This window comes from Ensifer sp. D2-11 (genome assembly GCF_054161295.1).
Map to the genome: position 1 here is coordinate 356,311 of NZ_CP096435.1, position 20,641 is coordinate 376,951.

The window sequence follows — 20,641 nt, forward strand, 5'->3', positions numbered from 1 at the left end:
CTCAACCTCCGCGCGCCACATTCGCATTGACTCATTTTCGCTTTGAGAACAAATACAGAACATATTCCTGCTTCTCAGGCCGAAAACGGGCCGTAAAGGAGATCATGACCCCAACTGCCGCCACCTCGAACGCCGTCCTCGACGAACTGCGCGATAAAATCGCCAACTTGGAAGGGGGCAGCTTGCGCAAGCGAAGCGTTCTGCCGTTCGGCGTCAGCGAGATCGACGCGCAGCTGCCGGGAGGTGGGCTCGCTTATGGCGCGCTGCACGAAGTGGCCGGTGGTGGAAACGGCGCGATCGACGGGGCAGCTGCAGCACTCTTCATCGGCGGCATTGCAGCCCGCACGACTGGCAAGGTGGTCTGGTGCCTGACGCGGTTCGATCTTTTCTTTCCGGCGCTCGCCCAGGTCGGGCTTCATCCCGACCGCGTCATCTTCGTCGAGTGCGATAAGGAAGAGACGGTGCTCGCAAGCTTCGAGGAGGCCTTGCGTTATGGCGGCCTCGGCGCTGTCGTTGCCGAACTCGTGCGCCTGCCGATGGCGGCATCGCGCCGCCTGCAGCTTGCGGCGGAAAAGTCAGGAGCGTTGGGCCTGGTGATCCGCCGCTGGCGCCGGCAGACGGAGGCCTCGGACTTCGGCATGCCGACGGCGTCCGCGACCCGCTGGCGGATCTCAGTGCTGCCGTCAGAGCCGCTTACCGTGCCGGGGGTCGGGCGGGCGCGCTGGTTAGCGGAACTCATGAGGGTCAGGGCAGGAGAGGGAGGCGAATTCATCATCGGAGCATGCGATGGCCAGGGTCGTATCTGTCTTTCTTCGGACACTGCCGACCGACCGGATCAGACGGGCAGATCCTTCGCTGTCTCCTGACGCGCCCCTCGTGGTGATCGCCAGGAGCGGGTCGAAGCGGTGGATTGCGGCGGTCGATCGGGCAGCTGGCAAACTCGGCCTGCGCGTCGGAATGCCGGCTGCCAAGGCGCAGGCGATGGTCCAAGGCCTAATGATGATCGATGCGGATCCGGCCGCCGACCTCGCCGCGCTGGAACGGCTGACGCTGTGGGCCTTGTCGCAATATTCTCCAGTTGTCGCCATGGATCCTCCAGACGGTATCGTCATGGACACGGAAGGCGCGGATCATCTGCAGGGTGGCGAGGACTTGATGCTGTCCGGCCTCGTCAATCGTCTCCGCGGCCGCGGTCTCGCTGCCCATGCGGCGATCGCCGACACATGGGGTGCCGCCCATGCGCTCGCCCGCACCACGGATCGCGAGACGATTATCGTCACGCGGGGCGAGACCGATAAGGCCGTGAACCGATTGCCGCTCTCGTCGTTGCGATTGCCGGCCGAGACCGTCACTGGCCTGCGGACCCTCGGCTTCGCCACTGTCGGCGATCTGGCTGCCACACCTCGGGCGCCGCTAACTCTGCGCTTCGGTCCGGCGGTCGGGCGTCGTCTCGACCAGATATTCGGCTGTGTCGCCGAGCCGATAGATCCGATCCGGTCGACCGACCTCGTCGAGGTGCAGAAGCCCTTTGCCGAACCGATCGGAGCGCCGGAGACCATCGAGAAGTACGTCACCCGCCTTGTGCGCCTGCTCTGTCAGGACCTCGAGAAACGCGGGCTTGGCGTGAGGCGCGCCGATCTTATTGTTCACCGCGTCGACAACACTATTCAGGCATTGAGGGCCGGGACGGCGAAGCCGGTCCGCGACATCGCCTGGCTCACAAAGCTTTTCCGCGATCGCATCGAGAAGATCGAACCCGGCTTTGGCATCGAGAAACTTAGCCTGGCCGCAACCCTCGCCGAGCCGCTCATCGAAACACAGTCGGCCTCATCCCTGATCGAAGAACAGGTCACCGATGTGGCGCCGCTCATCGATGTGCTTGGCAACCGCGGCGGCCAGCGGCTTTTCCGTGTTGCCCCGGTTGCAAGCGACGTCCCGGAGCGCAGCGTCCAGCGGATCGCGCCGACGGCCGACGAGGACGGCGCCACGTGGCCGCTCCATTGGTCAAGACCGCCTCGGCTTCTGGCGCGTCCCGAACCGATAGAAGTGATTGCCCTTTTGCCGGATCATCCGCCGGTCTCGTTTACCTGGCGCGGCAAGCGGCGGCGGGTGAAGCGCGCCGATGGTCCGGAGCGGATCTTTGGGGAGTGGTGGAAACGCAGCTCCGAATGGGTCGCCGTCCGCGACTACTTCGTGGTCGAAGATGATACCGGCGAGCGTTTTTGGATTTTCCGATCCGGAGACGGCGTCGATGCTGAGACCGGATCGCACAAATGGTCCCTGCACGGGGTGTTTGCCTGATGCGCTATGCCGAACTCCAGGTCACAACGCATTTCTCGTTCCTCCGCGGCGCAAGCTCGGCGGAGGAACTGTTCGCAACCGCAAAGCTCATGGGCATCGAAGCGCTCGGCGTCGTCGACCGCAACAGTTTGGGCGGCATCGTTCGGGCGCTGGAGGCGTCGCGCGCTACCGGCCTTCGTCTCGTCGTCGGCTGCCGGCTCGATTTGGCTGACGGCATGTCGATACTCATCTACCCGACCGATCGCGCCGCCTATTCACGGCTGACGCGGCTGCTGACCTCGGGCAAGGGCAGGGGAGGGAAAGCGAAATGCATCCTGGGTCTCGATGACGTTGCGCAGTATGCCGAAGGTCTGATTGGCATCCTGGTGCCCGACTTGGCCGATGATGCCTGCGCCGTGCAGCTCAGGAAGATGGGCGAGGTCTTCGGCGATCGCGCCTATGTCTCGCTCTGCCTGCGCCGCCGTCCCAACGATCAGCTGCGGCTGCATGATCTTTCCAACCTGGCGGTGAAGCACCGGGTGAAGACGGTCGTCACCAACGACGTGCTGTTTCACGAGCCCGGCCGGCGGCAGTTGCAGGATGTCGTCACCTGCATCCGCACTGGCACCACGATCGACGATGTCGGGTTCGAGCGCGAGCGGCATGCCGATCGTTATTTGAAGCCGCCGGAAGAAATGGCGCGTCTGTTTCCCCATTACCCGGAAGCGCTGGCCCGAACGATGGAGATTGTCGAGCGCTGCAGGTTTTCGCTCGAGGAGCTCGTCTATCAATACCCGGAAGAAGCGCTCATCCCGGGGATGACCGCACAGCAGTCGCTGGAGCACTACACCTGGGAAGGTGTGAAGACGCGCTATCCCGAAGGGCTGCCGGCCCATGTCGAAAAGACGATCCACCACGAATTGGCGCTGATCGAAACGATGAAATACGCGCCCTACTTCCTGACTGTCTTCTCGATCGTCCGGTATGCCCGATCGCAGGGCATTTTATGCCAGGGCAGGGGATCGGCCGCCAATTCCGCCGTCTGCTATGTGCTCGGCATCACCTCGATCGATCCCGACACCAACGACCTGCTATTCGAGCGCTTCGTCTCCCAGGAACGCGACGAACCGCCCGACATCGATGTCGATTTCGAACATGAACGACGCGAAGAGGTGATCCAGTGGATCTACAAGACCTATGGCCACGACAAGGCGGCGCTTTGCTCCACCGTCACGCGCTATCGCGCCAAGGGCGCCATTCGCGATGTGGGCAAGGCGCTGGGCCTGCCGGAGGATCTGATCAAGGCGCTCTCCTCTGGCATCTGGTCCTGGTCGGAAACGGTCGGCGAGCGGCAGGTGCGCGACCTCGGCCTCAACCCCGAGGATCGGCGTCTCGCTTTGACGCTACGACTTGCCCAGCAGTTGATGGGAGCACCGCGACATCTGGGTCAGCATCCAGGAGGTTTCGTCCTCACCCATGACAGGCTCGACGATCTGGTGCCGATCGAGCCGGCCACAATGGCCGACCGCCAGGTTATCGAATGGGATAAGGACGACATCGAGGCTCTGAAATTCATGAAGGTCGACGTGCTGGCGCTCGGCATGCTGACCTGCATGGCCAAGGCCTTCGCGCTCATCAGCGAGCACAAACATCAGGACCTCGACCTTGCCACCATCCCGCAGGAGGATCCCGCGACCTATGCGATGATCCGCAACGCCGATACGCTCGGTACGTTCCAGATCGAAAGTCGCGCGCAGATGTCGATGCTGCCGCGCATGAAGCCGAAGACCTTCTATGATCTCGTCATCCAGGTGGCAATCGTCCGCCCCGGCCCGATCCAGGGCGATATGGTGCATCCCTATCTGCGCCGGCGCGAAGGCAAGGAGAAGGTCGAATATCCGACGCCGGAGCTGGAGGCTGTGCTTCACAAGACACTGGGCGTGCCACTGTTTCAGGAAAGCGCCATGAAAGTTGCCATGGTCTGTGCGGGGTTTACCGGCGGCGAAGCCGACCAGCTCCGGAAATCCATGGCAACGTTCAAGTTCACCGGCGGCGTCTCGAGGTTCAAGGACAAGCTAGTCTCGGGGATGGTCCGGAACGGCTATACGCCGGAATTCGCCGAAAAAACATTTTCGCAGCTGGAAGGTTTTGGCTCCTATGGATTTCCCGAAAGCCATGCCGCTTCCTTCGCGCTGATCGCCTATGCCTCCAACTACGTGAAATACCATTTCCCGGACGTCTTCTGCGCGGCGCTTCTGAACTCACAGCCGATGGGGTTCTATGCTCCCGCGCAAATCGTTGCCGATGCCCGCAAGCACGGCGTCGAAGTCCGTCCGATCTGCATCAACCGATCGCGCTGGGATTGCATGCTCGAGCCGATAGAGGGCACGGACCGGCATGCCGTGCGGCTCGGCATGCGTCTCGTGCGCGGATTGGCAACCGCCGACGCGGCGCGCATCGTCGCCGCACGCGCCGACGAACCTTTCGCATCGGTGGACGACATGTGGCGGCGGTCGGGTGTACCAGTCGCATCGCTGGTCGAGCTTGCCGAGGCCGATGCCTTCCTGCCGTCATTGCGTCTCGAGCGCCGCAATGCGCTCTGGGCGATTAAGGCGTTGCGCGATGAGCCACTTCCGCTCTTCACGGCCGCGGCGGAACGGGAGGCGCGGGCGATCGCCGAACAGCAGGAGCCAACAGTCGAACTGCGGCAGATGACCGACGGCCATAACGTCGTCGAGGACTACAGTCATACCGGCCTGACGCTCCGGCAGCACCCGTTGAGGTTCTTGCGGGGCGACCTCGCGCAGCGTCGGATCGTCACCTGTGCCGAGGCGATGACCGCCCGTGACGGACAATGGCTGATGACGGCCGGTCTGGTGCTAGTGCGCCAGCGACCGGGGTCGGCGAAAGGCGTGATGTTCATCACCATCGAGGACGAGACCGGTGTGGCCAATGTCGTCGTTTGGCCAAAGCTCTTCGAGCGCTCGCGCCGGGTGGTCCTCGGCGCCAGCATGATGGCGATCAACGGCAAGATCCAGCGGGAAGGCGACGTGGTACACCTCGTTGCCCAGCAGCTCTTCGATCTCTCGGCCGATCTGTCGAGCCTCGCCGAGCGCGACGGAACGTTCCGGCCGTCGACTGGCCGCGGCGACGAGTTTGCCCATGGCTCTCCCGGCAGCCCCGATTCCCGCGAAAAAGTGCCTCCGGGAGTTCGGGCGAGGGATATGTTCGTGCCAGATCTTCATATCGACAACCTGAAGATCAAGAGCCGGAATTTTCAGTAGGGTGTCGGGACCAAGCGTCCCTGAGCGGACATCTCGTTCATGGACGTCCTCCTTGCTGGTTCTAAGCACACCCCATTCTGGCACGTTTGATGCCGTCGGGGGTGTCCACACCACCGGGTCGCATTATTTGGTTCGAGAACCGCGGTCCCGCGCGGTCGCTTCGAGGTCCGGTGTGCCTTCACCGAAACGGATCTTAATCCTGAGGTCGGCGAAGTCCCGACCATCGAGGGTGAAATCCACCATTAGCCGATATTCGGCTGATGCCCCGGCCATGCCAATGAAGAGGTAATCGCCTTTCGGGCCGCGCTGATCGGCTTTTTTTAAAAGTCTGCGACTTTGCCCCAGACGGACCTTTGGAGGCGTTCCGGGTCATAGGCGCGGAGACCGACGATCGGCTCGTCGCCTGTGATCAAATCGGCAACCAGATGGCCGGCCCCTGGCCCAATGCCGAAGCCGTGGCCGCTGAAGCCGGCAGCGAGGATGAAGCCGGGTAACGCTGCAAATTCGCCGATCGCGGGCACGCCATCGGGAGTGCTGTCGATGTAGCCAGCCCAGGCGGCCGTCAGCTGAGTGTTCCTTAGGGCGGGTAGAAGTTCGAGCGCGCGGGAATGCGTAAGGCGAATGGTGGCCTTGTCGACGGCAGGATCGAGAATCCGCATGCGCTCCATGGGCGTGGGTGCGTCCAGCCGCCAGCGGCTCAAGCTCTCGTGGCCTGAACGGAAGCCTTCAAGGCCGCCCGGCGCGAGGCTTCGCCAACGCCGGACGAACATCGGCAAGAATTGCGGCGAGAATCTCAGCTGCTGGGGAGTCGGGTCGACGCGGCCGCGACCGCTGATCGCGAGCGTGTAACCGCCGTCGCTGCGGCGCGTTACCGATACGGCGGCCGTATGCAGTGCGTCCGGCACGCCGGCGGAACCTGGGGAGACGGCAAGGATTGACGAGCGAATCGCAGCCTGCGGAAAGCGGATGCCGAGCTGGTGGCAGAAGGAGGAGGCCCAGGCGCCACCGGCAAGGACGGCGGTCCTCGTTCGGATGGTGCCGTGCTCGGTGACGACACCGGAGAGGTGGCCTCCTTCGGTCTCAATGCCGCGAGCAGTGCAGGATTGATGGACGGTGCCGCCGAGCTTGAGGATCGCGCGGGCGACAGCCGGCGCGGCGCATGCCGGATCGGCGGTGCCGTCTGTCGGAGAAAAGACGCCGCCCTTCCATGGCCGGCCTGTCGCACGGCCGCGCTCCGTCGCCTGGGCACTGTCGAGCATGTGCGTCGTAACGCCGACCGTGCGGGCGAAGTCGCGCCAACGCGCCCAGCCGGCCAGTTCCTCCTCGCTATTGCTGAGATAAAAAAGTCCACAGCGCCTGAAGCCGGTATCTTCGCCGCTCTCGGCAGCGAAACGCTCCCAGAGATCGAGGCTTTTCGTCGCCATCGGCAACTCGCGAGCGTCGCGATTCTGTTGGCGGCACCAACCCCAGTTGCGGCTCGACTGCTCCGCACCGATGCGGCCCTTCTCGACGAGCGCCACCTTCAATCCGCGCCGGGCGAGATAATAGGCCGTAAATACGCCGACGATGCCGCCACCGATCACTACTGCGTCGGCGGCATCGGGCAGCTCCGGCGTTGTGTCGACGTATCTCAGCGGTGCGGGCATGGGTCTGTCTCCGTTATTTCATCGCAGTCTACAGCCTCCATGGCCACGTCGTTGCCGGAGAGCGTCAACCGGGCAGCAGAAGATTCCGTATTATCGCAGCAGCGCGGTCCTTTCTGCTCCCGCCGATCGAGCGAAACGAAGCCGACACGCCGGCCAATGTGCTAACGTCATTGTCGGATATCGCGGCATGATCTGCTGCGTCGGTGAGGCCTCTCAGCAAGCGGAGTGACGCGATGAAACTCGACCGGATCGACATAAAGATTCTTCACGAGCTGCAGAAGAACGGCCGCATCACGAATGTGGAGCTTGCCGAGCTCGTTAATCTTTCGCCGAGCCCTTGCCTCATGCGGGTCAAGAAGCTGCAGTCTGAGGGTTATATTGAGGGCTATTCGGCCCAGATCAACGTCGGCAAGCTGGGACAGACGCTGACGGTTTTCACCGAGATCACGCTGAAGAACCACCGGCAGATAGACTTCGCGCGCTTCCTTGCAGCGATCGGGAAGGTGGACCAGGTCATCGAGTGCCATCTGGTCTCTGGCGGTTATGATTATCTCTTGAAATTCGTAACTGCGGGCATCAGCGAGTACCAGACCATCATGGAGCGCCTGACCGACATGGACGTGGGGATCGATAAGTACTTCAGCTTCGTAGTCCTGAAATCGCCAATCGTTAAAGCGCACATGCCGCTGACGAGCCTGTTTCCGCTTTAAGCGCGTTGTGTCTAAACGCATTCACGTGACGCGTTTTGATGCTTCGTCTTCGGCCAGCTGTATCCCGCACTTACGGAACCACCGACTAGGGGTTACAAGCGCGGGCGTCGCAGCGCGTCTCCTTCATCCCGCCCACCGGTGTGCCGACGGCCGCTGGATGACACGCCTCGCGTGACGTAGAACCTTAATGTCGGCAATAGGCCCGCACCAGTTCCGGATCCTGCTCGAGGCCGTCGAGCCAGGCGGGGTCGAGCTTCGGTACCGACGCGAAGAGCAGTTGCGAATAGGGGTGCTGCGGTGCCTTGGCCTTTGCGGGGGTGATTTCTTCGATTTTCTTGCCGGCATACATCACCACGATCTCGTCGCAGATCGCCTCCACGACCGAAAGATCGTGACTGATGAAGATGTAGGAAAGTCCAAGCTCGCGCTGCAACTCTTTGAGGAGTTCGATAACGGCTGCGGCGACCACCGTATCGAGAGCCGAGGTGATCTCGTCGCAGAGGATCAGCTTCGGGTCAGCGGCGAGTGCACGGGCGAAGTTGACGCGCTGCTTCTGCCCGCCGGAAAGTTCTGCCGGTCGGCGGTGACGGAGGTTGCGGGGCAGGCGCACCATGTCCAGGAGCTCGTCGATGCGGGCGCTGCGCTCCTTTGAATTCATCCCATGATAGAAGACGAGTGGCCGGTCAAGGATATCCTCCACCGATTTGGCCGGATTGAGCGCGGTGTCGGCGTATTGGAAGACGATCTGCATCTCCCGCAACTGATCGCGCGAGCGCTCGCGGGCGCTACGCCCGAGCTCCTTGCCGTCGAAGAAGATCTTGCCGACGGCGGCCGGTAGGATGCCGGCAATGGCGCGGGCGAGCGTCGACTTCCCGCAACCCGACTCGCCGATGATCCCAAGGTTGCGTCCCTTCTCCACCTCGAGGCTAACGTGCTCGACTGCGCGCACGAAGGGCAGGCCATCCTCCTGGGCTGGGCCGTAACCCGCCACGAGGTTTTCGATCTTCAGAAGCGGAGCCGGAGAGGTCTGCGCAGGGCCGGCAGCCCCGCGCGGCCTGGGTTCGAAGGCTGCAAGCAGCTCGCGCGTGTAGGGGTGCTGCGCATTATTGAGGATTTCTTCGGTGCTTCCGACTTCCTGAACTTCGCCACCCTTGAGAACGACGATCTGATCGGCGATCTGAGCGACCACGGCAAGGTCGTGTGAGACATAGACGCCAGCGATGCTTCCGTTCTTCATGACCGACTTGAAAGCGCGCAGCACCTCGATTTGAGTCGTCACGTCGAGCGCCGTCGTCGGCTCGTCGAAGATGACGAGTTTTGGGTCAGCGATAAGGGCCATGGCAGCCGACAGGCGCTGCAATTGCCCGCCGGAGACCTGGTGCGGGTAGCGGCTGCCGATCGTCTCGGGGTCAGGCAGTGACAGCGCGCGGAACAGTTCCACCGCGCGGGCGCGCGCCTCTTTGGGCGACATTAGCTCATGGATACGCGTAACTTCGATCACCTGGTCCATGATGGTGGCGGCCGGGTTGAAGGCGGCAGCCGCCGATTGGGGCACATACGCGACCTCGGTGCCGCGCACCTTGGCGCGCTGCTTTTCCGTGAGCCTGACCATGTCCTTGCCCGCGACCGAGACGCTGCCGCCGGCAATGCGGCAGCCAGGGCGTGCGTGGCCCATCAGCGTCAGCGCGATCGTCGTCTTCCCTGAACCGCTTTCGCCGATCAGCGCGACGATCTCGCCCTCGGCGATCTCCAGGCTGACGCCTTTGATGATCTCGACACGGCGGCCGGAATCGGTGGTGGCTTCGACCTTCAGGTCGCGGATTTCTACGAGACTGGCCATTATTCGCTCCGATCGCGGATCTTCTTGGGCAAGTTATCGATCAGCAGGTTGACGCTGATAGTGAGGCTGGCGATCGCAAAGGAGGGAGCCATCACCGCCGGCGCGCCGAAGGGTAGACCGCCGATGTTCTCGCGCACCAATGCGCCCCAGTCGGCATAGGGCGGCTGGACGCCGAGGCCAAGGAAGGAGAGGCCGGAGAGCAGGAGAACGATGAAGACGAAACGGATTCCGAGATCGGCGAGCACCGGCCCGACGATATTCGGCAGGATTTCCGAACGGATCAGATAGAGAGTGCTTTCGCCGCGGATCCGGGCGACCGTGATGAAGTCCATCGCGTTGATGTTGACGGCAAGCGCGCGGGCGAAACGGTAGGCGCCTGGGATGTAGATCACCGACAGCGTCAGGATCAGGACAGGTATGGAGGAGCCGACAGCGGCGACGACGACAAGGCCGAAGAGCTTGCTCGGTATGGAGTTCAGCGCGTCGAGGAAGCGGCTCAGGATCGTGTCGAGCCAACCACCGGCGACCGCCGCAACCATGCCGAGGACCACGCCACTGAAGCAGGCGATCGTCACCGCCGCCAGTGAGATGCCGACGGTGTAGCGGGCGCCCATCAGGATGCGCGAGAGCATGTCGCGGCCGAGATAATCGGAGCCGAGCCAGAACTCCCGGCTCATCGGACCGAAGTAGTCGAGGTCGACGATCTCGCCGACGGGGTAGGGAATGATCAGGGGTGCGAATATCGCGACGAGCGCCCAAAAAAGGATGACCGCGAGGCCGACAATGCCGACGATGTTGAAGCGATAGGCAACCCGCGTTCCCGGGGTCCGGGCAGGAGCCGTCGAAGTGCTCGAAGTGGTCATTGTCATCGAAGCCTCGGATTGGAGAGAATGGCGATGATATCGGCCGTCGTGATCAAGAGCAGGTAGCCGAGGCAAAAGATCATCGCGCAGCTCTGGATCAGCGGCAGGTCGCGGGTGGCTACCGCATCGACCATCAGCTTGGCGATCCCCGGATAGTTGAAGATCGTCTCTACGATGATGACGCCGCCGAGCAGATAGGACAATGAGAGCGCAACGGCATTGACGACCGGTCCCAGCGCGTTGGGGAGCGCATGGCGAAACACCATACGCGGCCGCGAGGCGCCCTTCAGCAGTGCCATCTCGACATAGGGCGTATTGAGCGTCTCGATCACTGCTGCCCGTGTCATGCGGATCATCTGGGCCGAGATGACGAAGGTGAGGGTAATGACCGGCATGGCGTAGATGCGCAGCATGTCCGCCAGGCTGTGGACCTCGTTGGCGAAGGAGAGCGCCGGCAGCCACTTCAGATAGACGGCAAAGATCAGCACCGCGGAGGTCGCTATCATGAATTCTGGCACGGAGATGACGCCGATCGTCAGCACGGTGACGACTCGGTCGTAGAGTGAGCCGCGCAGCATCGCCGCGGTAATCCCGAGGGTGAGCGCGATCGGCACGGAGAAGAGCGCGGTGACGCCCGCAAGCTTCAGCGTATTGATGAAGCGCCCGGCAATCAGATCGGCGACCGGCATTTCGTTGGCATAGGAGGTACCGAGATCGCCCTGCAGCAGTCCAACGCTCCAGCGCAGAAAGCGGAAGATGGCCGGCTCGTCGAGATGCATTGCCTTGCGAAGACCTTCGACGGCCTCCGGTGTGGCGGCCTGGCCGAGCAGGATCGTTGCCGTGTCTCCCGGCAAGAGCGTTGTCGCGAAAAAGACGGCGAGGGAGACGATCACCAAGGTGATCACGGCGATGAGCAATCTGCTCAGCACAAGGGATAGGACCCGGTTGTTCACGCGCGCTCCCTTTCGTCGTTCGAGGCAAAGATAAAATCGGCCATGGGCTGCAGCGGCGCGGCTGCAGCCCCTGGACAGGTCATTCTATCAGGCTTCGAGCCAGACATACTCGGCGAAGGCATAGCCCATCTGGCCACCAAGCGGGTTGGCTTCCAAGCCCTTGAGCTTGACGTTCATCGCGTCGACGTTGGAGATGTAGGCCGGAATGATGGTGCCGGCTTCCTGGGCCACCATCACCTGCATCTCATTGTAGATCGCCTTGCGCTTCTCCTGGTCGAGCGAGCCGCGCGCCTCGATCAGCATCTTGTCGAACTTCTCCGACTTGTACTGGCTCTCGTTCCACGGTGCTTCGGACGTGTAAAGCAGCGAGAACAGGATGTCCGGCGTCGGTCGCGGATTGATGTTACCGAAGTGGACCGGGGCTTTCAGCCAGTAATTGTCCCAATAGCCGTCGGAGGGGACGCGCTGAACGTCAAGCTTCATGCCGATCTCGGCAGCCGAGGCCTGAATGATCATCGCCATGTCGATCGAGGCCGTGGCCGCCTCGGAGGCGACTATTGGGATCGACTGACCTAACACGCCCGCCTTTTCGAGGTGGAACTTCGCTTTCTCCGGATCGAAGCTACGCGCTTTCAGGTCCGGATTGTGATAGAAGTTCGCCGGGGATACCGGCTGGTCGTTGCCGACTTCGCCGAGCCCGCGCAGTGCCGACTTGACGATCTGCTCGCGGTTGACGAGGTACTTCATGCCTTCGACGAAGTCACGCTTGCCGCCCGGCTCCATGTCCAGTCGGATGTTGAGATTGGTGTAGTTGCCGGAGGTGGTCTTCGAGAGCACGAACCCGTCCCCCTGGCTCTCGACAAGGCGCATCGAGCGCGGATTGATCGAGGCGGCGAGATGGATGTCGCCGGATAGAAGCGCGTTGACGCGCGAGCTATCGTCGCTGATCGCGAAGTACTCGAAGGAATCGACGTTCGGGCCGGACTTCCAGTAGTTCTTGTTCTTGATCCCGACCGAGCGTACGCCCGGCTCGAAGACCTCCCGGACGAAGGCGCCGGTTCCGTTCCCCTTGGAGAAGTCGGTGGTGCCGTCGGCAACGATCATGAAGTGGTGCATTGAAAGGATGGTCGGCAGGTCGGCGTTCGGATCGGCAAGGGTGATCTCGACGGTCTGCTTGTCCACCGCCTTGAAGCCGGTCATCTGGGCGGCGATCTTTGCGACCTTCGAACCGACCGCCGGATCGAGATGGCGCTTCAGCGAGAAGACCACGTCGTCGGCGGTCAGCGGCTTGCCGTCGTGGAAGGTGACCCCGCTCCTCAGCTTGATGGTCCAGGTCTTTGCGTCCTTAGACTCGATCGCCTCGGCCAGCTCCATCTGCGGCGTGCCGCCCTTGTCGAGGAACGTGAGGCGGTTGTAGAAGGAGCAGCAGCGCACATAGTCGGTCGAGAGCGACGCCTTCGCCGGGTCGAGCGTATCGGCGGTCGAGGAAGACCAGCCGGCCGCCTTAAGCGTGCCGCCGGAGACGGGAGTTGCGGCGATCGCCTGGCCGGCACGGCCGAGGATCGTGCCGCTAGCCGCTGCCGCGACACCGCCGGCAAGCAGCATCTGGAGAAGCTCGCGGCGGGTCGCGCCGCGGCGGATGGCGCTCTCCACCCTCGCGTCGTCTGCGCTGGTCCAATTGGTGATTCTGTCGGTCATGTCATTCCCCTTTTCGTCTGATGGCGGGGTGCCCGTCTTCTGCAGGCTTCGGCCCAGTCCGGTGAATCGATCAGTTGCGTGCGACGGCGACGGCATCGGCAAGGCCGGCCATGGATGTGAAGTGATAGTCGGGTTTTGTGAATTCGGCCGGTTCGATCGTGCCGCCGTAGCCCCGTTGGGCGTGGCGCCGCTCGATCCAGCAATTGGTCATCCCGAGCTGCCGGGAGATGCCGATGTCATGATATTGGCTTTGCGCTACGTGGAGAATGTCCTCTTTGGAACTGCCTTCCAAGCCTACAAAATAGAATACCTTTTCGAAGAACGCCGGATCCGGCTTTTCCACGCCTGTGTCGTCGGCCGTGAAGGCCTCGTAAAAGGGATTGCCGAGCTCCTTGGCGAAAAAATCGAATGCCCAGCGGCGGGCATTGGTCATAGCGATGAGACGGTAATCCTTTGCAAGGCTTGCTAGCGCCTCGGCACTGTCGGGGAACGCTTTCCAGCTCTTTGCCGAATCCCGTAGGCGCTCACCATAGCTGCGTTCAGCCGGGAGCCCGAGTGCCGGCGCGAGGGCCAGGTAAACGCGTACGAGGTCATCGGGGAAGAGTCCGGCGTCATCGCGATAGCGCTCGGCGCGGTAGAGCGCCAGGGCCCTCTCTCCGTCAATCTCTACGCCAGCCTCGGCGGCAATGCCGGCAAGACATTCTTTGAGGCCGCCTTCGAAGTCGATCAGCGTACCGACGACATCGAAGGTCATGTATTTGAAGTCCGCTAGGTTCTTCAATTTCGTTTCCCCAGTTTTCGCGTCCGGCGAGGAGCGGCTCCGTGAAGAAGAATGTTCTGTTCCCATCGGCGGGGTATTTTCCCGCTCTTGCTGGATAAGGCCGTGTTTGCTGGGATCGGGCCGTCTCCTATTTTGAGTTTGGCAGCTATGCCGCACCGGAGTCTTCGAAAAGAGACCAAGGGGCGGCACAAAATTGCGAATATGACCGTTCCGCGATATATATCCCGCGCGCCTCCGGTCAGGTCCTCAGGGCGCACCGCACCTCCGGGTCATCAAGAGTCTCGTCGAGCGTCTTAAGGGTGCGTTCGACAATTGCATCGATCTCGGCATCCGTGCAGCAGAGCGGCGGTGCATAGCCGAGGACGCCGTTGGCAAAGGCGCGGATGACCAGGCCGTTTTCCCAGGCACGATCGAAGATGCGGCGCGCAGGCTCTGCGGCAGCCGGCAAGGGGGTCTTGTTCGCCTTGTCGACGACGAGCTCGACGGCAGCGAGCATGCCGCGGCCGCGGACATCGCCAACAAGCGGGTGATCCCTGAGGCTTTGAAGTCCATGCATCAGCCGGGAACCTGCCCTGACACCGTTTTCCAGGAGGCCGTTCTCATAGAGTTTCAACACCTCAAGCCCGACGGCAGCGCTCACCGGATGAGCCGAATAGGTATAGCCGTGGCCGACGGCGGAAGCGCCGGCACCGTCGGCGATCGTCTGGTAGACATGGTCGGACATGAAGACGGCACCCATCGGCACGTAACCTGACGTCAGGCCCTTCGCGACCGTCATCAAATCCGGAACGACTTCGTCCTCGTCACAGGCAAAGAGTGGGCCGGTGCGGCCGAACCCGGTGATCACCTCGTCGGCGACGAAGAGAATGCCGAGTTCACGGCAGAGCAAGCGCATGGATTTCATCCAGCCCTTCGGCGGTACCAATACGCCGCCCGAACCCTGGATTGGTTCGGCATAAAAAGCGGCCACGCGCTCGCGGCCGATCTCCTCGACCTTGCGCCGGAGTGCCGCGATCGATGCATTAATAATAGCCTGCGGTTCCTCGCCTACGGGATTGCGGTAGGCATAATGCGACGGAATTTTGTGCTGCCAGTCGAACGGAATGCCGAAGCCGGCATGAAAGGCTGGCAGCGCCGTCAGCCCAGCCCCGGCCGTCGAGGACCCGTGATACCCCTGCTCGACCGAGATGAACTGGTCGCGCTGTGGCTCGCCGCGGGCGTTCCAGTAGTAGCGGATGAAGCGGATCGTGCTGTCCACCGCATCGGATCCGCCAAGTGTGAAAAACACATGATTGAGGTCGCCTGGAGCGCGCTCGGCAAGTTCCGAGGCAAGCCGGATTGCCGGTTCAGAACCGAGGCCGAAATAGCCGGTAGCATAGGGAAGCTCCCGCAGCTGACGGGATGCGGCTTCGACGATGCTTTCGTGACCGTACCCGGCATTGACGCACCACAGGCCGGCAAAGCCATCGATCAGTTGTTTGCCGGAAGCATCGGTGACGGTCGCGCCCTTGCCCGAGGCGAGGACGCGCACGCCCTGCTTTTCATGGCTGCGATAGGAGGCGACCGGATGGATAAGGTGGGCGCGATCGAGTTCGATGAGGGAGTTGCTGTACATGACGATCTCCGGATCAGCCGAGCGCCTGATTGGCGAGGGCAAAGGTGGTGGCGACGGGGTCGGCCGGTTGCAGCGTCGGCGGCTTCATCATGGCGATGCCGCCGCCGACATGGGCGAGTCCCTGCTTGGCAAGCCAGTCGGAAAGACCGACGTCGGCGGTGGTATCGACCCTTAGGAACCGATCAGGCCGCTTGGCGATGAAATGCGCGACAAGCGCCTTGGCATCATCGAGACTGCCGGCGACGACCGGCCCGACGACTTCGCCGCGGCCGAATGGCCGCAAGGCAGCAAAGCCGGCGATCCGGCCGTCCCGCCTGATCACGGCAATATCGCCGACCTTAGCGAGATACGCGATCAGCCCCTCGCGGTCGGCGCCGAAGGCAAGCCGGTCTAGCTGGGTGATCGCCGCAAGATCACCGATCGTCGCGGGCGACGTTTCGCTCGGTGCGGCGATCTCGCCGGCAATCCCGTGGTGCTGCAACACTCGCCCGGTCTCCTGAAAGCCGAGCTTGTCATAGAGAGGGAGGCCCTCCGCCGTTGCTACCAGCCGAAGAGGCCGTTCGCCGGCGAGTCGCAATGCTTCTTCCATGAGCTTGCGCCCGAGACCGCGGCCCCGCACCGACTCGTCTACAATGACCATGTTGATCGTCGCGCAGTCCTGCTTGTAGGGCGTCACGAGTACCGTGCCTACGACGCGCCCGTCCTCGATTGCAACAAAGCCCTGACTGAGCGAGAGCGCCATCTGCCAATCTTCGAGGCGATGCGGCCAGCCGGCTTGCCGCGAGAGGCTAAGGGCGGCTTCCAGATGCTCGGGACCGAAGGTGGTTACGTCGATCTGATTTGTCTGCATGGCATTTCCTTCACTTCCTGTCGGGAAGTCTGACGGAGTGCCGGCCAGCAGATCGTCTGAAGGTTATCGCCCGGGCGGTATCTTATAGCTTTGCTCTCAGCGGCCGCCGCATCTTATGCTGGAAGGCACGGACGCGAGGGCTTTTGCGGTCGAGCGTGAGGGCGCCGGCACATTGGACCTGCACAACCTTCTGCCAAAGCCGGGTTTCGATACGGTACAATCTGCTTCGATCGCCGCCAAATCAGGCGAGCCGAGGGGCGGGTCGACGCCTATGATCGTTACACATACCCGGTCCCGCTCTTTTCAAGGATAGTGCACATGACGACCTTCCGTCCGAAATACGTAACCTTTGACTGCTACGGCACGCTCACCAACTTCCAAATGGCGGAAGCGGCGCGCGATCTTTACAGCGAGCAGCTGGACGAGCCCCGCATGGCCGAGTTCATCAAGAATTTCGCCGCCTATCGTCTCGACGAGATCCTCGGCGCTTGGAAGCCCTATGCGGAAGTGGTGCACAATTCGCTCGAACGGACCTGCAAGCGCAACGGAATTAAATTTCACGAGCAAGCCGCACGCATGGTCTATGAGCGAGTGCCGACCTGGGGTCCGCATGCGGACGTGCCGGCGGGTCTTGCCAGGGTCGCCAAGGAGATCCCGCTCGTCATCCTCTCCAACGCTATGAATGCGCAGATTTCCTCGAACGTCGAAAAACTCGGCGCCCCATTCCACGCCGTCTACACCGCAGAGCAGGCGCAAGCCTACAAGCCGCGCTTCAAGGCCTTCGAATATATGTTCGACATGCTTGGTTGTGGACCGGAGGACATTCTCCACTGCTCGTCCTCGTTCCGATATGACCTGATGTCGGCCCATGACCTCGGCATCAAGAACAAGGTCTGGGTCAATCGCGGCCACGAGCCTGCCAACCCGTATTACGGTTACGTTGAGATTGCCGGCATCTCCGGCCTGCCGGGTGTTGTTGGTCTCTAGCAGGACGAGGAAAAGGGATAGGGCTTTCCACCCGCATCCCGCGTCTCTTGGAAAAGGCAGTCCGCCATGAAATTCGTCTCCTACTGGCACGACACAGCCCCCGCCTTTGCCGGGGGCGCCCAAGGTCCGGTCGAAGGGCACTACGACGTCGCCGTGATCGGCGGCGGCTTCACGGGCCTCGGCGCCGCCCGCCAGCTCGCAAAGGCGGGCGCCAAGGTCGTCGTTCTGGAGGCTGAGAAGGTCGGCTGGGGCGCCTCCGGCCGCAATGGCGGGCACTTGAACAATGGGCTGGCGCACAGCTATCTCGCGGCAAGAGCGGAGCTCGGCAAGGAGCGAGCGATCGCGCTCTACAAGGCGCTCGACGACTCGATCGACACGCTCGAAGCGGTGATTGCAGAGGAGGGTATCGAATGCAATTTCCGGCGCGCCGGGAAGCTGAAACTCGCTTCAAAGCCCCAGCACTACCACGCGATCGCCCGCAACTTCGAGGCGGTCAATGCGGAGGTCGACTCCGACACGGCGCTCCTCAGCGCAGACGACCTCAAAGAGGAAGTCGGCTCCCCCTTCTTCGGCGCCATGCTGTCAAAGAAGAGCGCCATGATGCATATGGGCCGTTACGTTGTCGGGCTTGCCGAGGCAGCTAAGCGTCACGGCGCCACGCTGTTCGAACAGGCAGCTGTCACGGAACATCGACAGGCGGGCAGCCGCCACCATCTAAAGACGGAACGCGGCAGCGCCACCGCCGATGCGGTGCTCGTGGCCACCGGCGCCTACACGCCTTCGACCTTCGGCTATTTTCGCCGCCGCATCATCGCCGTCGGCAGTTTCATCATCGCAACGCGGCCGCTGACCGAGGCGGAGATCAGCGCGACGATGCCGGGCAATCGCACCTGCGTGACGTCGATGAATATCGGCAACTATTTCAGGCTCTCACCGGACAACCGGCTGATCTTCGGCGGCCGCGCCCGTTTCTCGGCCACTTCCGACCAGCGATCCGATGCCAAGAGCGGCGCCATCCTCAAGGCGAATCTCACCGAGATTTTCCCGCAGCTCGCCAGTGTCGAGATCGGCTATTGCTGGGGTGGCCTCGTCGACATGACCAAAGATCGTTTCCCGCGCGCCGGCTACCATGACGGCGTCTGGTACGCCATGGGCTATTCCGGCCATGGCGCGCAGCTTTCGACCCATCTCGGCATGATGATAGCCGACGCGATCCTCGACCGGCCCGACCGGAATCCGTTGAAGGGCCTCGAATGGCCGGCCGTACCGGGGCATTTCGGCAAGCCCTGGTTCCTGCCGCTGGTCGGCATGTATTATAAGATGCTCGACAAGATTCAGTAGGCTAGCCGCGATGGACATATCCAGAGGCGCTTTCCCGGCGCATGCTCAAGGCGTCGGGATTGCCCCTCAAGGATGCCCATGCCAGATCGCCAAGCATCCGGATGCCGCGTGAACTTGCTAGAAGTGTGTGATGATTTCAAGTCGGAAAACCGCGCATGCCTCACCTTGCTTTAACCTGCCTCGCACAGGCCTGCTGCTCCCGGGGCCATGCGGACAAAACTCTGCCGGCCGGCGTCATGGACCGCCCGGCAGAGATCATCCCGGCAAAGATCATCGTGCCGACAGCTGATAAACGTCGGCAGACTGCTAGGCGATGCGCCCACAACCGACGGGCTATTCTAGCCCGCCGATGTGGAAGCTCTTCATTTCCAGATATTCCTCGATGCCGACCTGAGCGCCCTCACGCCCAAGCCCCGATTGCTTCACGCCGCCGAAGGGTGCGACCTCGGTGGAAATAGCGCCAGTGTTGAGGCCGATCATGCCGAACTCGAGCGTTTCCCCTACGCGCCAGGAACGCTTCAGGCTTTCGGTGTAGAAATAAGCAGCAAGGCCGAAGGGAGTGCCGTTGGCGATCGCGACCGCTTCCTCTTCCGTCTCGAAGCGGAAGAGCGGGGCGACGGGGCCGAAGGTTTCCTCACTGGCAAGCAGCATGTCGGTCGTCGCGTCGGTCAACACGATAGGAGCGGTGTATTGCCGCCCCTCGGGCAGTGACCTGCCTCGTGCCGCCACTTTCGCGCCTTTGGCCAATGCATCCTCGACATGGCGTTCGATCTTGTCGATCGCCGCCGCGTTGATCATCGGGCCGATCGCGATGCCGGGCTCCGTGCCCGGGCCGACCTTCATGGCATTGACGCGGGCGCCGAGCTTTTCGGCGAAGGCGTCGTAGACGGCCGCCTGTACCAGGATGCGGTTGGCACAGACGCAGGTCTGGCCGCCATTACGGAACTTCGAAGCGATCGCGCCTTCGACCGCCAGATCGAGATCGGCATCGTCGAAGACGATGAACGGGGCATTGCCGCCGAGTTCGAGGGAGAGCCGCTTGATGCTGTCGGCGGCGCCGCGCATCAAGAGCGAACCGACCCGCGTCGAGCCGGTGAAGGAGATCTTGCGCACCGTCTCGTTTTCCATGAACTCGTTGCCGATCGCGGTCGGCATGCCGGTGACGATATTGATGACGCCGGCGGGGATCCCGGCGCGGTCGGCGAGCACGCCGAGGGCCAACGCCGAAAATGGCGTGAATTCCGAGGGCTTGATCACCACGGTACAACCGGCGGCCAAAGCGGGTGCCACCTTACGGGTGATCATCGCGTTCGGGAAATTCCAAGGAGTGACGATGGCGCAGACACCGACCGCTTCCTTGAGCACGAGGATACGGCGATCGGCCGTGGGAGAGGGAATGGTGTGGCCGCCGATGCGGCGCGCTTCTTCGGCGAACCACTTGACGAAGGCGGCGCCGTAGCGGATCTCGCCGCGCGCTTCCTCGAGCGGCTTGCCCTGTTCCAAAGTCAGCAGCAGCGCCAGATCCTCGAGGTTCTCGAGCATCAGCGCGTACCAGCGCTCGAGCAGCGCAGCGCGTTCGGTATGCGTCTTCTTCTTCCAAGGCCCAAAAGCGGCGTTGGCAGCGTCGATGGCCGCCCGCGTTTCGTCAGCTCCCATGTCCGGCACGCTACCGAGAACCGTCTGACTTGCCGGGTCGATCACCGCGACGATCTCGCCCGATGCCGCGCCAATCCAGGCGCCGTCGATCAGGCCCGATTGCCGGAAAAGTTCCTTGTCGTTCAGCCTCATGTGTT

The 20,641-nt window shown here is 62.5% G+C and carries 15 protein-coding genes; 6 read left to right on the top strand and 9 right to left on the bottom strand.

Annotated features, from left to right (window positions below; genetic code table 11):
• The first annotated feature begins 104 nt into the window (after positions 1–104).
• From M1D34_RS27465 to M1D34_RS27475, 3 genes are read left to right on the top strand one after another with little or no spacing between them, the layout of a single operon-like run.
• Complete coding sequence (locus tag M1D34_RS27465; RefSeq protein ID WP_498785824.1) at positions 105–866, top strand: ImuA family protein; 762 nt, start codon at positions 105–107, stop codon at positions 864–866.
• A complete protein-coding gene (locus M1D34_RS27470; RefSeq protein WP_498785826.1) occupies positions 787–2,301 on the top strand; it encodes a Y-family DNA polymerase in 1,515 nt (504 codons plus the stop codon). The genes M1D34_RS27465 and M1D34_RS27470 overlap by 80 nt, the downstream gene beginning before the upstream one ends.
• Positions 2,301–5,564, top strand: a complete 3,264-nt coding sequence (locus M1D34_RS27475; RefSeq protein WP_498786257.1) for an error-prone DNA polymerase — start codon at positions 2,301–2,303, stop codon at positions 5,562–5,564. Before M1D34_RS27470 ends, M1D34_RS27475 begins: the two co-directional genes overlap by 1 nt.
• A gap of 320 nt (positions 5,565–5,884) precedes the next feature.
• Here the strand turns inward: M1D34_RS27475 and M1D34_RS27480 are convergent, their stop codons facing one another.
• Entirely contained in the window at positions 5,885–7,210 is a 1,326-nt protein-coding gene (locus M1D34_RS27480; protein ID WP_498785828.1) for an NAD(P)/FAD-dependent oxidoreductase, read from the bottom strand.
• Positions 7,211–7,443: 233 nt separating this feature from the next.
• Here M1D34_RS27480 and M1D34_RS27485 point away from each other — a divergent pair, with 233 nt between their 5' ends.
• Positions 7,444–7,920: an Lrp/AsnC family transcriptional regulator gene (locus M1D34_RS27485; protein ID WP_498785830.1), complete on the top strand. Its 477-nt coding sequence runs from the start codon at positions 7,444–7,446 to the stop codon at positions 7,918–7,920.
• 184 nt (positions 7,921–8,104) lie between these two features.
• Here M1D34_RS27485 and M1D34_RS27490 read toward each other — a convergent pair whose 3' ends face one another.
• The 7 genes from M1D34_RS27490 to M1D34_RS27520 all read right to left on the bottom strand — a co-directional run bounded on the left by M1D34_RS27490 (position 8,105) and on the right by M1D34_RS27520 (position 16,520).
• Positions 8,105–9,760, bottom strand: coding sequence for an ABC transporter ATP-binding protein (locus tag M1D34_RS27490; protein ID WP_498785832.1), 1,656 nt, complete (start codon positions 9,758–9,760; stop codon positions 8,105–8,107).
• Positions 9,760–10,629, bottom strand: a complete 870-nt coding sequence (locus M1D34_RS27495; RefSeq protein ID WP_498785834.1) for an ABC transporter permease — start codon at positions 10,627–10,629, stop codon at positions 9,760–9,762. Before M1D34_RS27495 ends, M1D34_RS27490 begins: the two co-directional genes overlap by 1 nt.
• Complete coding sequence (locus M1D34_RS27500; RefSeq protein WP_498785836.1) at positions 10,626–11,576, bottom strand: ABC transporter permease; 951 nt, start codon at positions 11,574–11,576, stop codon at positions 10,626–10,628. Before M1D34_RS27500 ends, M1D34_RS27495 begins: the two co-directional genes overlap by 4 nt.
• 87 nt (positions 11,577–11,663) lie before the next feature.
• Positions 11,664–13,274 carry an ABC transporter substrate-binding protein gene (locus M1D34_RS27505; RefSeq protein ID WP_498785838.1) on the bottom strand — a complete coding sequence of 537 codons (1,611 nt, stop codon included), beginning with the start codon at positions 13,272–13,274 and terminating at the stop codon, positions 11,664–11,666.
• 70 nt (positions 13,275–13,344) lie between these two features.
• Positions 13,345–14,028 (bottom strand): HAD-IA family hydrolase, encoded by a 684-nt coding sequence (locus tag M1D34_RS27510; protein ID WP_498786259.1) that lies wholly within the window; start codon positions 14,026–14,028, stop codon positions 13,345–13,347.
• A 265-nt stretch (positions 14,029–14,293) separates the two neighbouring features.
• The gene (locus tag M1D34_RS27515) at positions 14,294–15,670 is read right to left on the bottom strand and encodes an aspartate aminotransferase family protein (RefSeq protein ID WP_498785840.1); all 1,377 of its coding nucleotides are present in this window, start codon (positions 15,668–15,670) and stop codon (positions 14,294–14,296) included.
• Between the two features lie 13 nt (positions 15,671–15,683).
• On the bottom strand, positions 15,684–16,520 hold the full coding sequence (locus M1D34_RS27520; protein WP_498785842.1) for a GNAT family N-acetyltransferase: 837 nt from the start codon (positions 16,518–16,520) through the stop codon (positions 15,684–15,686).
• Between the two features lie 318 nt (positions 16,521–16,838).
• Here M1D34_RS27520 and M1D34_RS27525 point away from each other — a divergent pair, with 318 nt between their 5' ends.
• Together M1D34_RS27525 and M1D34_RS27530 are read left to right on the top strand one after the other, a co-directional pair.
• Positions 16,839–17,507, top strand: a complete 669-nt coding sequence (locus tag M1D34_RS27525; RefSeq protein WP_498785844.1) for a haloacid dehalogenase type II — start codon at positions 16,839–16,841, stop codon at positions 17,505–17,507.
• Positions 17,508–17,573: 66 nt separating this feature from the next.
• Complete coding sequence (locus M1D34_RS27530) at positions 17,574–18,848, top strand: NAD(P)/FAD-dependent oxidoreductase (RefSeq protein WP_498785846.1); 1,275 nt, start codon at positions 17,574–17,576, stop codon at positions 18,846–18,848.
• A gap of 333 nt (positions 18,849–19,181) precedes the next feature.
• Here the strand turns inward: M1D34_RS27530 and M1D34_RS27535 are convergent, their stop codons facing one another.
• Entirely contained in the window at positions 19,182–20,636 is a 1,455-nt protein-coding gene (locus tag M1D34_RS27535) for an NAD-dependent succinate-semialdehyde dehydrogenase (protein WP_498785848.1), read from the bottom strand.
• Between the last annotated feature and the right edge of the window lie 5 nt (positions 20,637–20,641).

What these genes read in the sequence shown, in the direction of transcription:
- M1D34_RS27465 (WP_498785824.1), top strand. Translation starts at nt 105, where the DNA reads ATGACCCCAACTGCCGCCACCTCGAACGCCGTCCTCGACGAACTGCGC.
- M1D34_RS27470 (WP_498785826.1), top strand. Translation starts at nt 787, where the DNA reads ATGGCCAGGGTCGTATCTGTCTTTCTTCGGACACTGCCGACCGACCGG.
- M1D34_RS27475 (WP_498786257.1), top strand. Translation starts at nt 2,301, where the DNA reads ATGCGCTATGCCGAACTCCAGGTCACAACGCATTTCTCGTTCCTCCGC.
- M1D34_RS27480 (WP_498785828.1), bottom strand. Translation starts at nt 7,210, where the DNA reads ATGCCCGCACCGCTGAGATACGTCGACACAACGCCGGAGCTGCCCGAT.
- M1D34_RS27485 (WP_498785830.1), top strand. Translation starts at nt 7,444, where the DNA reads ATGAAACTCGACCGGATCGACATAAAGATTCTTCACGAGCTGCAGAAG.
- M1D34_RS27490 (WP_498785832.1), bottom strand. Translation starts at nt 9,760, where the DNA reads ATGGCCAGTCTCGTAGAAATCCGCGACCTGAAGGTCGAAGCCACCACC.
- M1D34_RS27495 (WP_498785834.1), bottom strand. Translation starts at nt 10,629, where the DNA reads ATGACAATGACCACTTCGAGCACTTCGACGGCTCCTGCCCGGACCCCG.
- M1D34_RS27505 (WP_498785838.1), bottom strand. Translation starts at nt 13,274, where the DNA reads ATGACCGACAGAATCACCAATTGGACCAGCGCAGACGACGCGAGGGTG.
- M1D34_RS27510 (WP_498786259.1), bottom strand. Translation starts at nt 14,028, where the DNA reads ATGACCTTCGATGTCGTCGGTACGCTGATCGACTTCGAAGGCGGCCTC.
- M1D34_RS27515 (WP_498785840.1), bottom strand. Translation starts at nt 15,670, where the DNA reads ATGTACAGCAACTCCCTCATCGAACTCGATCGCGCCCACCTTATCCAT.
- M1D34_RS27520 (WP_498785842.1), bottom strand. Translation starts at nt 16,520, where the DNA reads ATGCAGACAAATCAGATCGACGTAACCACCTTCGGTCCCGAGCATCTG.
- M1D34_RS27525 (WP_498785844.1), top strand. Translation starts at nt 16,839, where the DNA reads ATGACGACCTTCCGTCCGAAATACGTAACCTTTGACTGCTACGGCACG.
- M1D34_RS27530 (WP_498785846.1), top strand. Translation starts at nt 17,574, where the DNA reads ATGAAATTCGTCTCCTACTGGCACGACACAGCCCCCGCCTTTGCCGGG.
- M1D34_RS27535 (WP_498785848.1), bottom strand. Translation starts at nt 20,636, where the DNA reads ATGAGGCTGAACGACAAGGAACTTTTCCGGCAATCGGGCCTGATCGAC.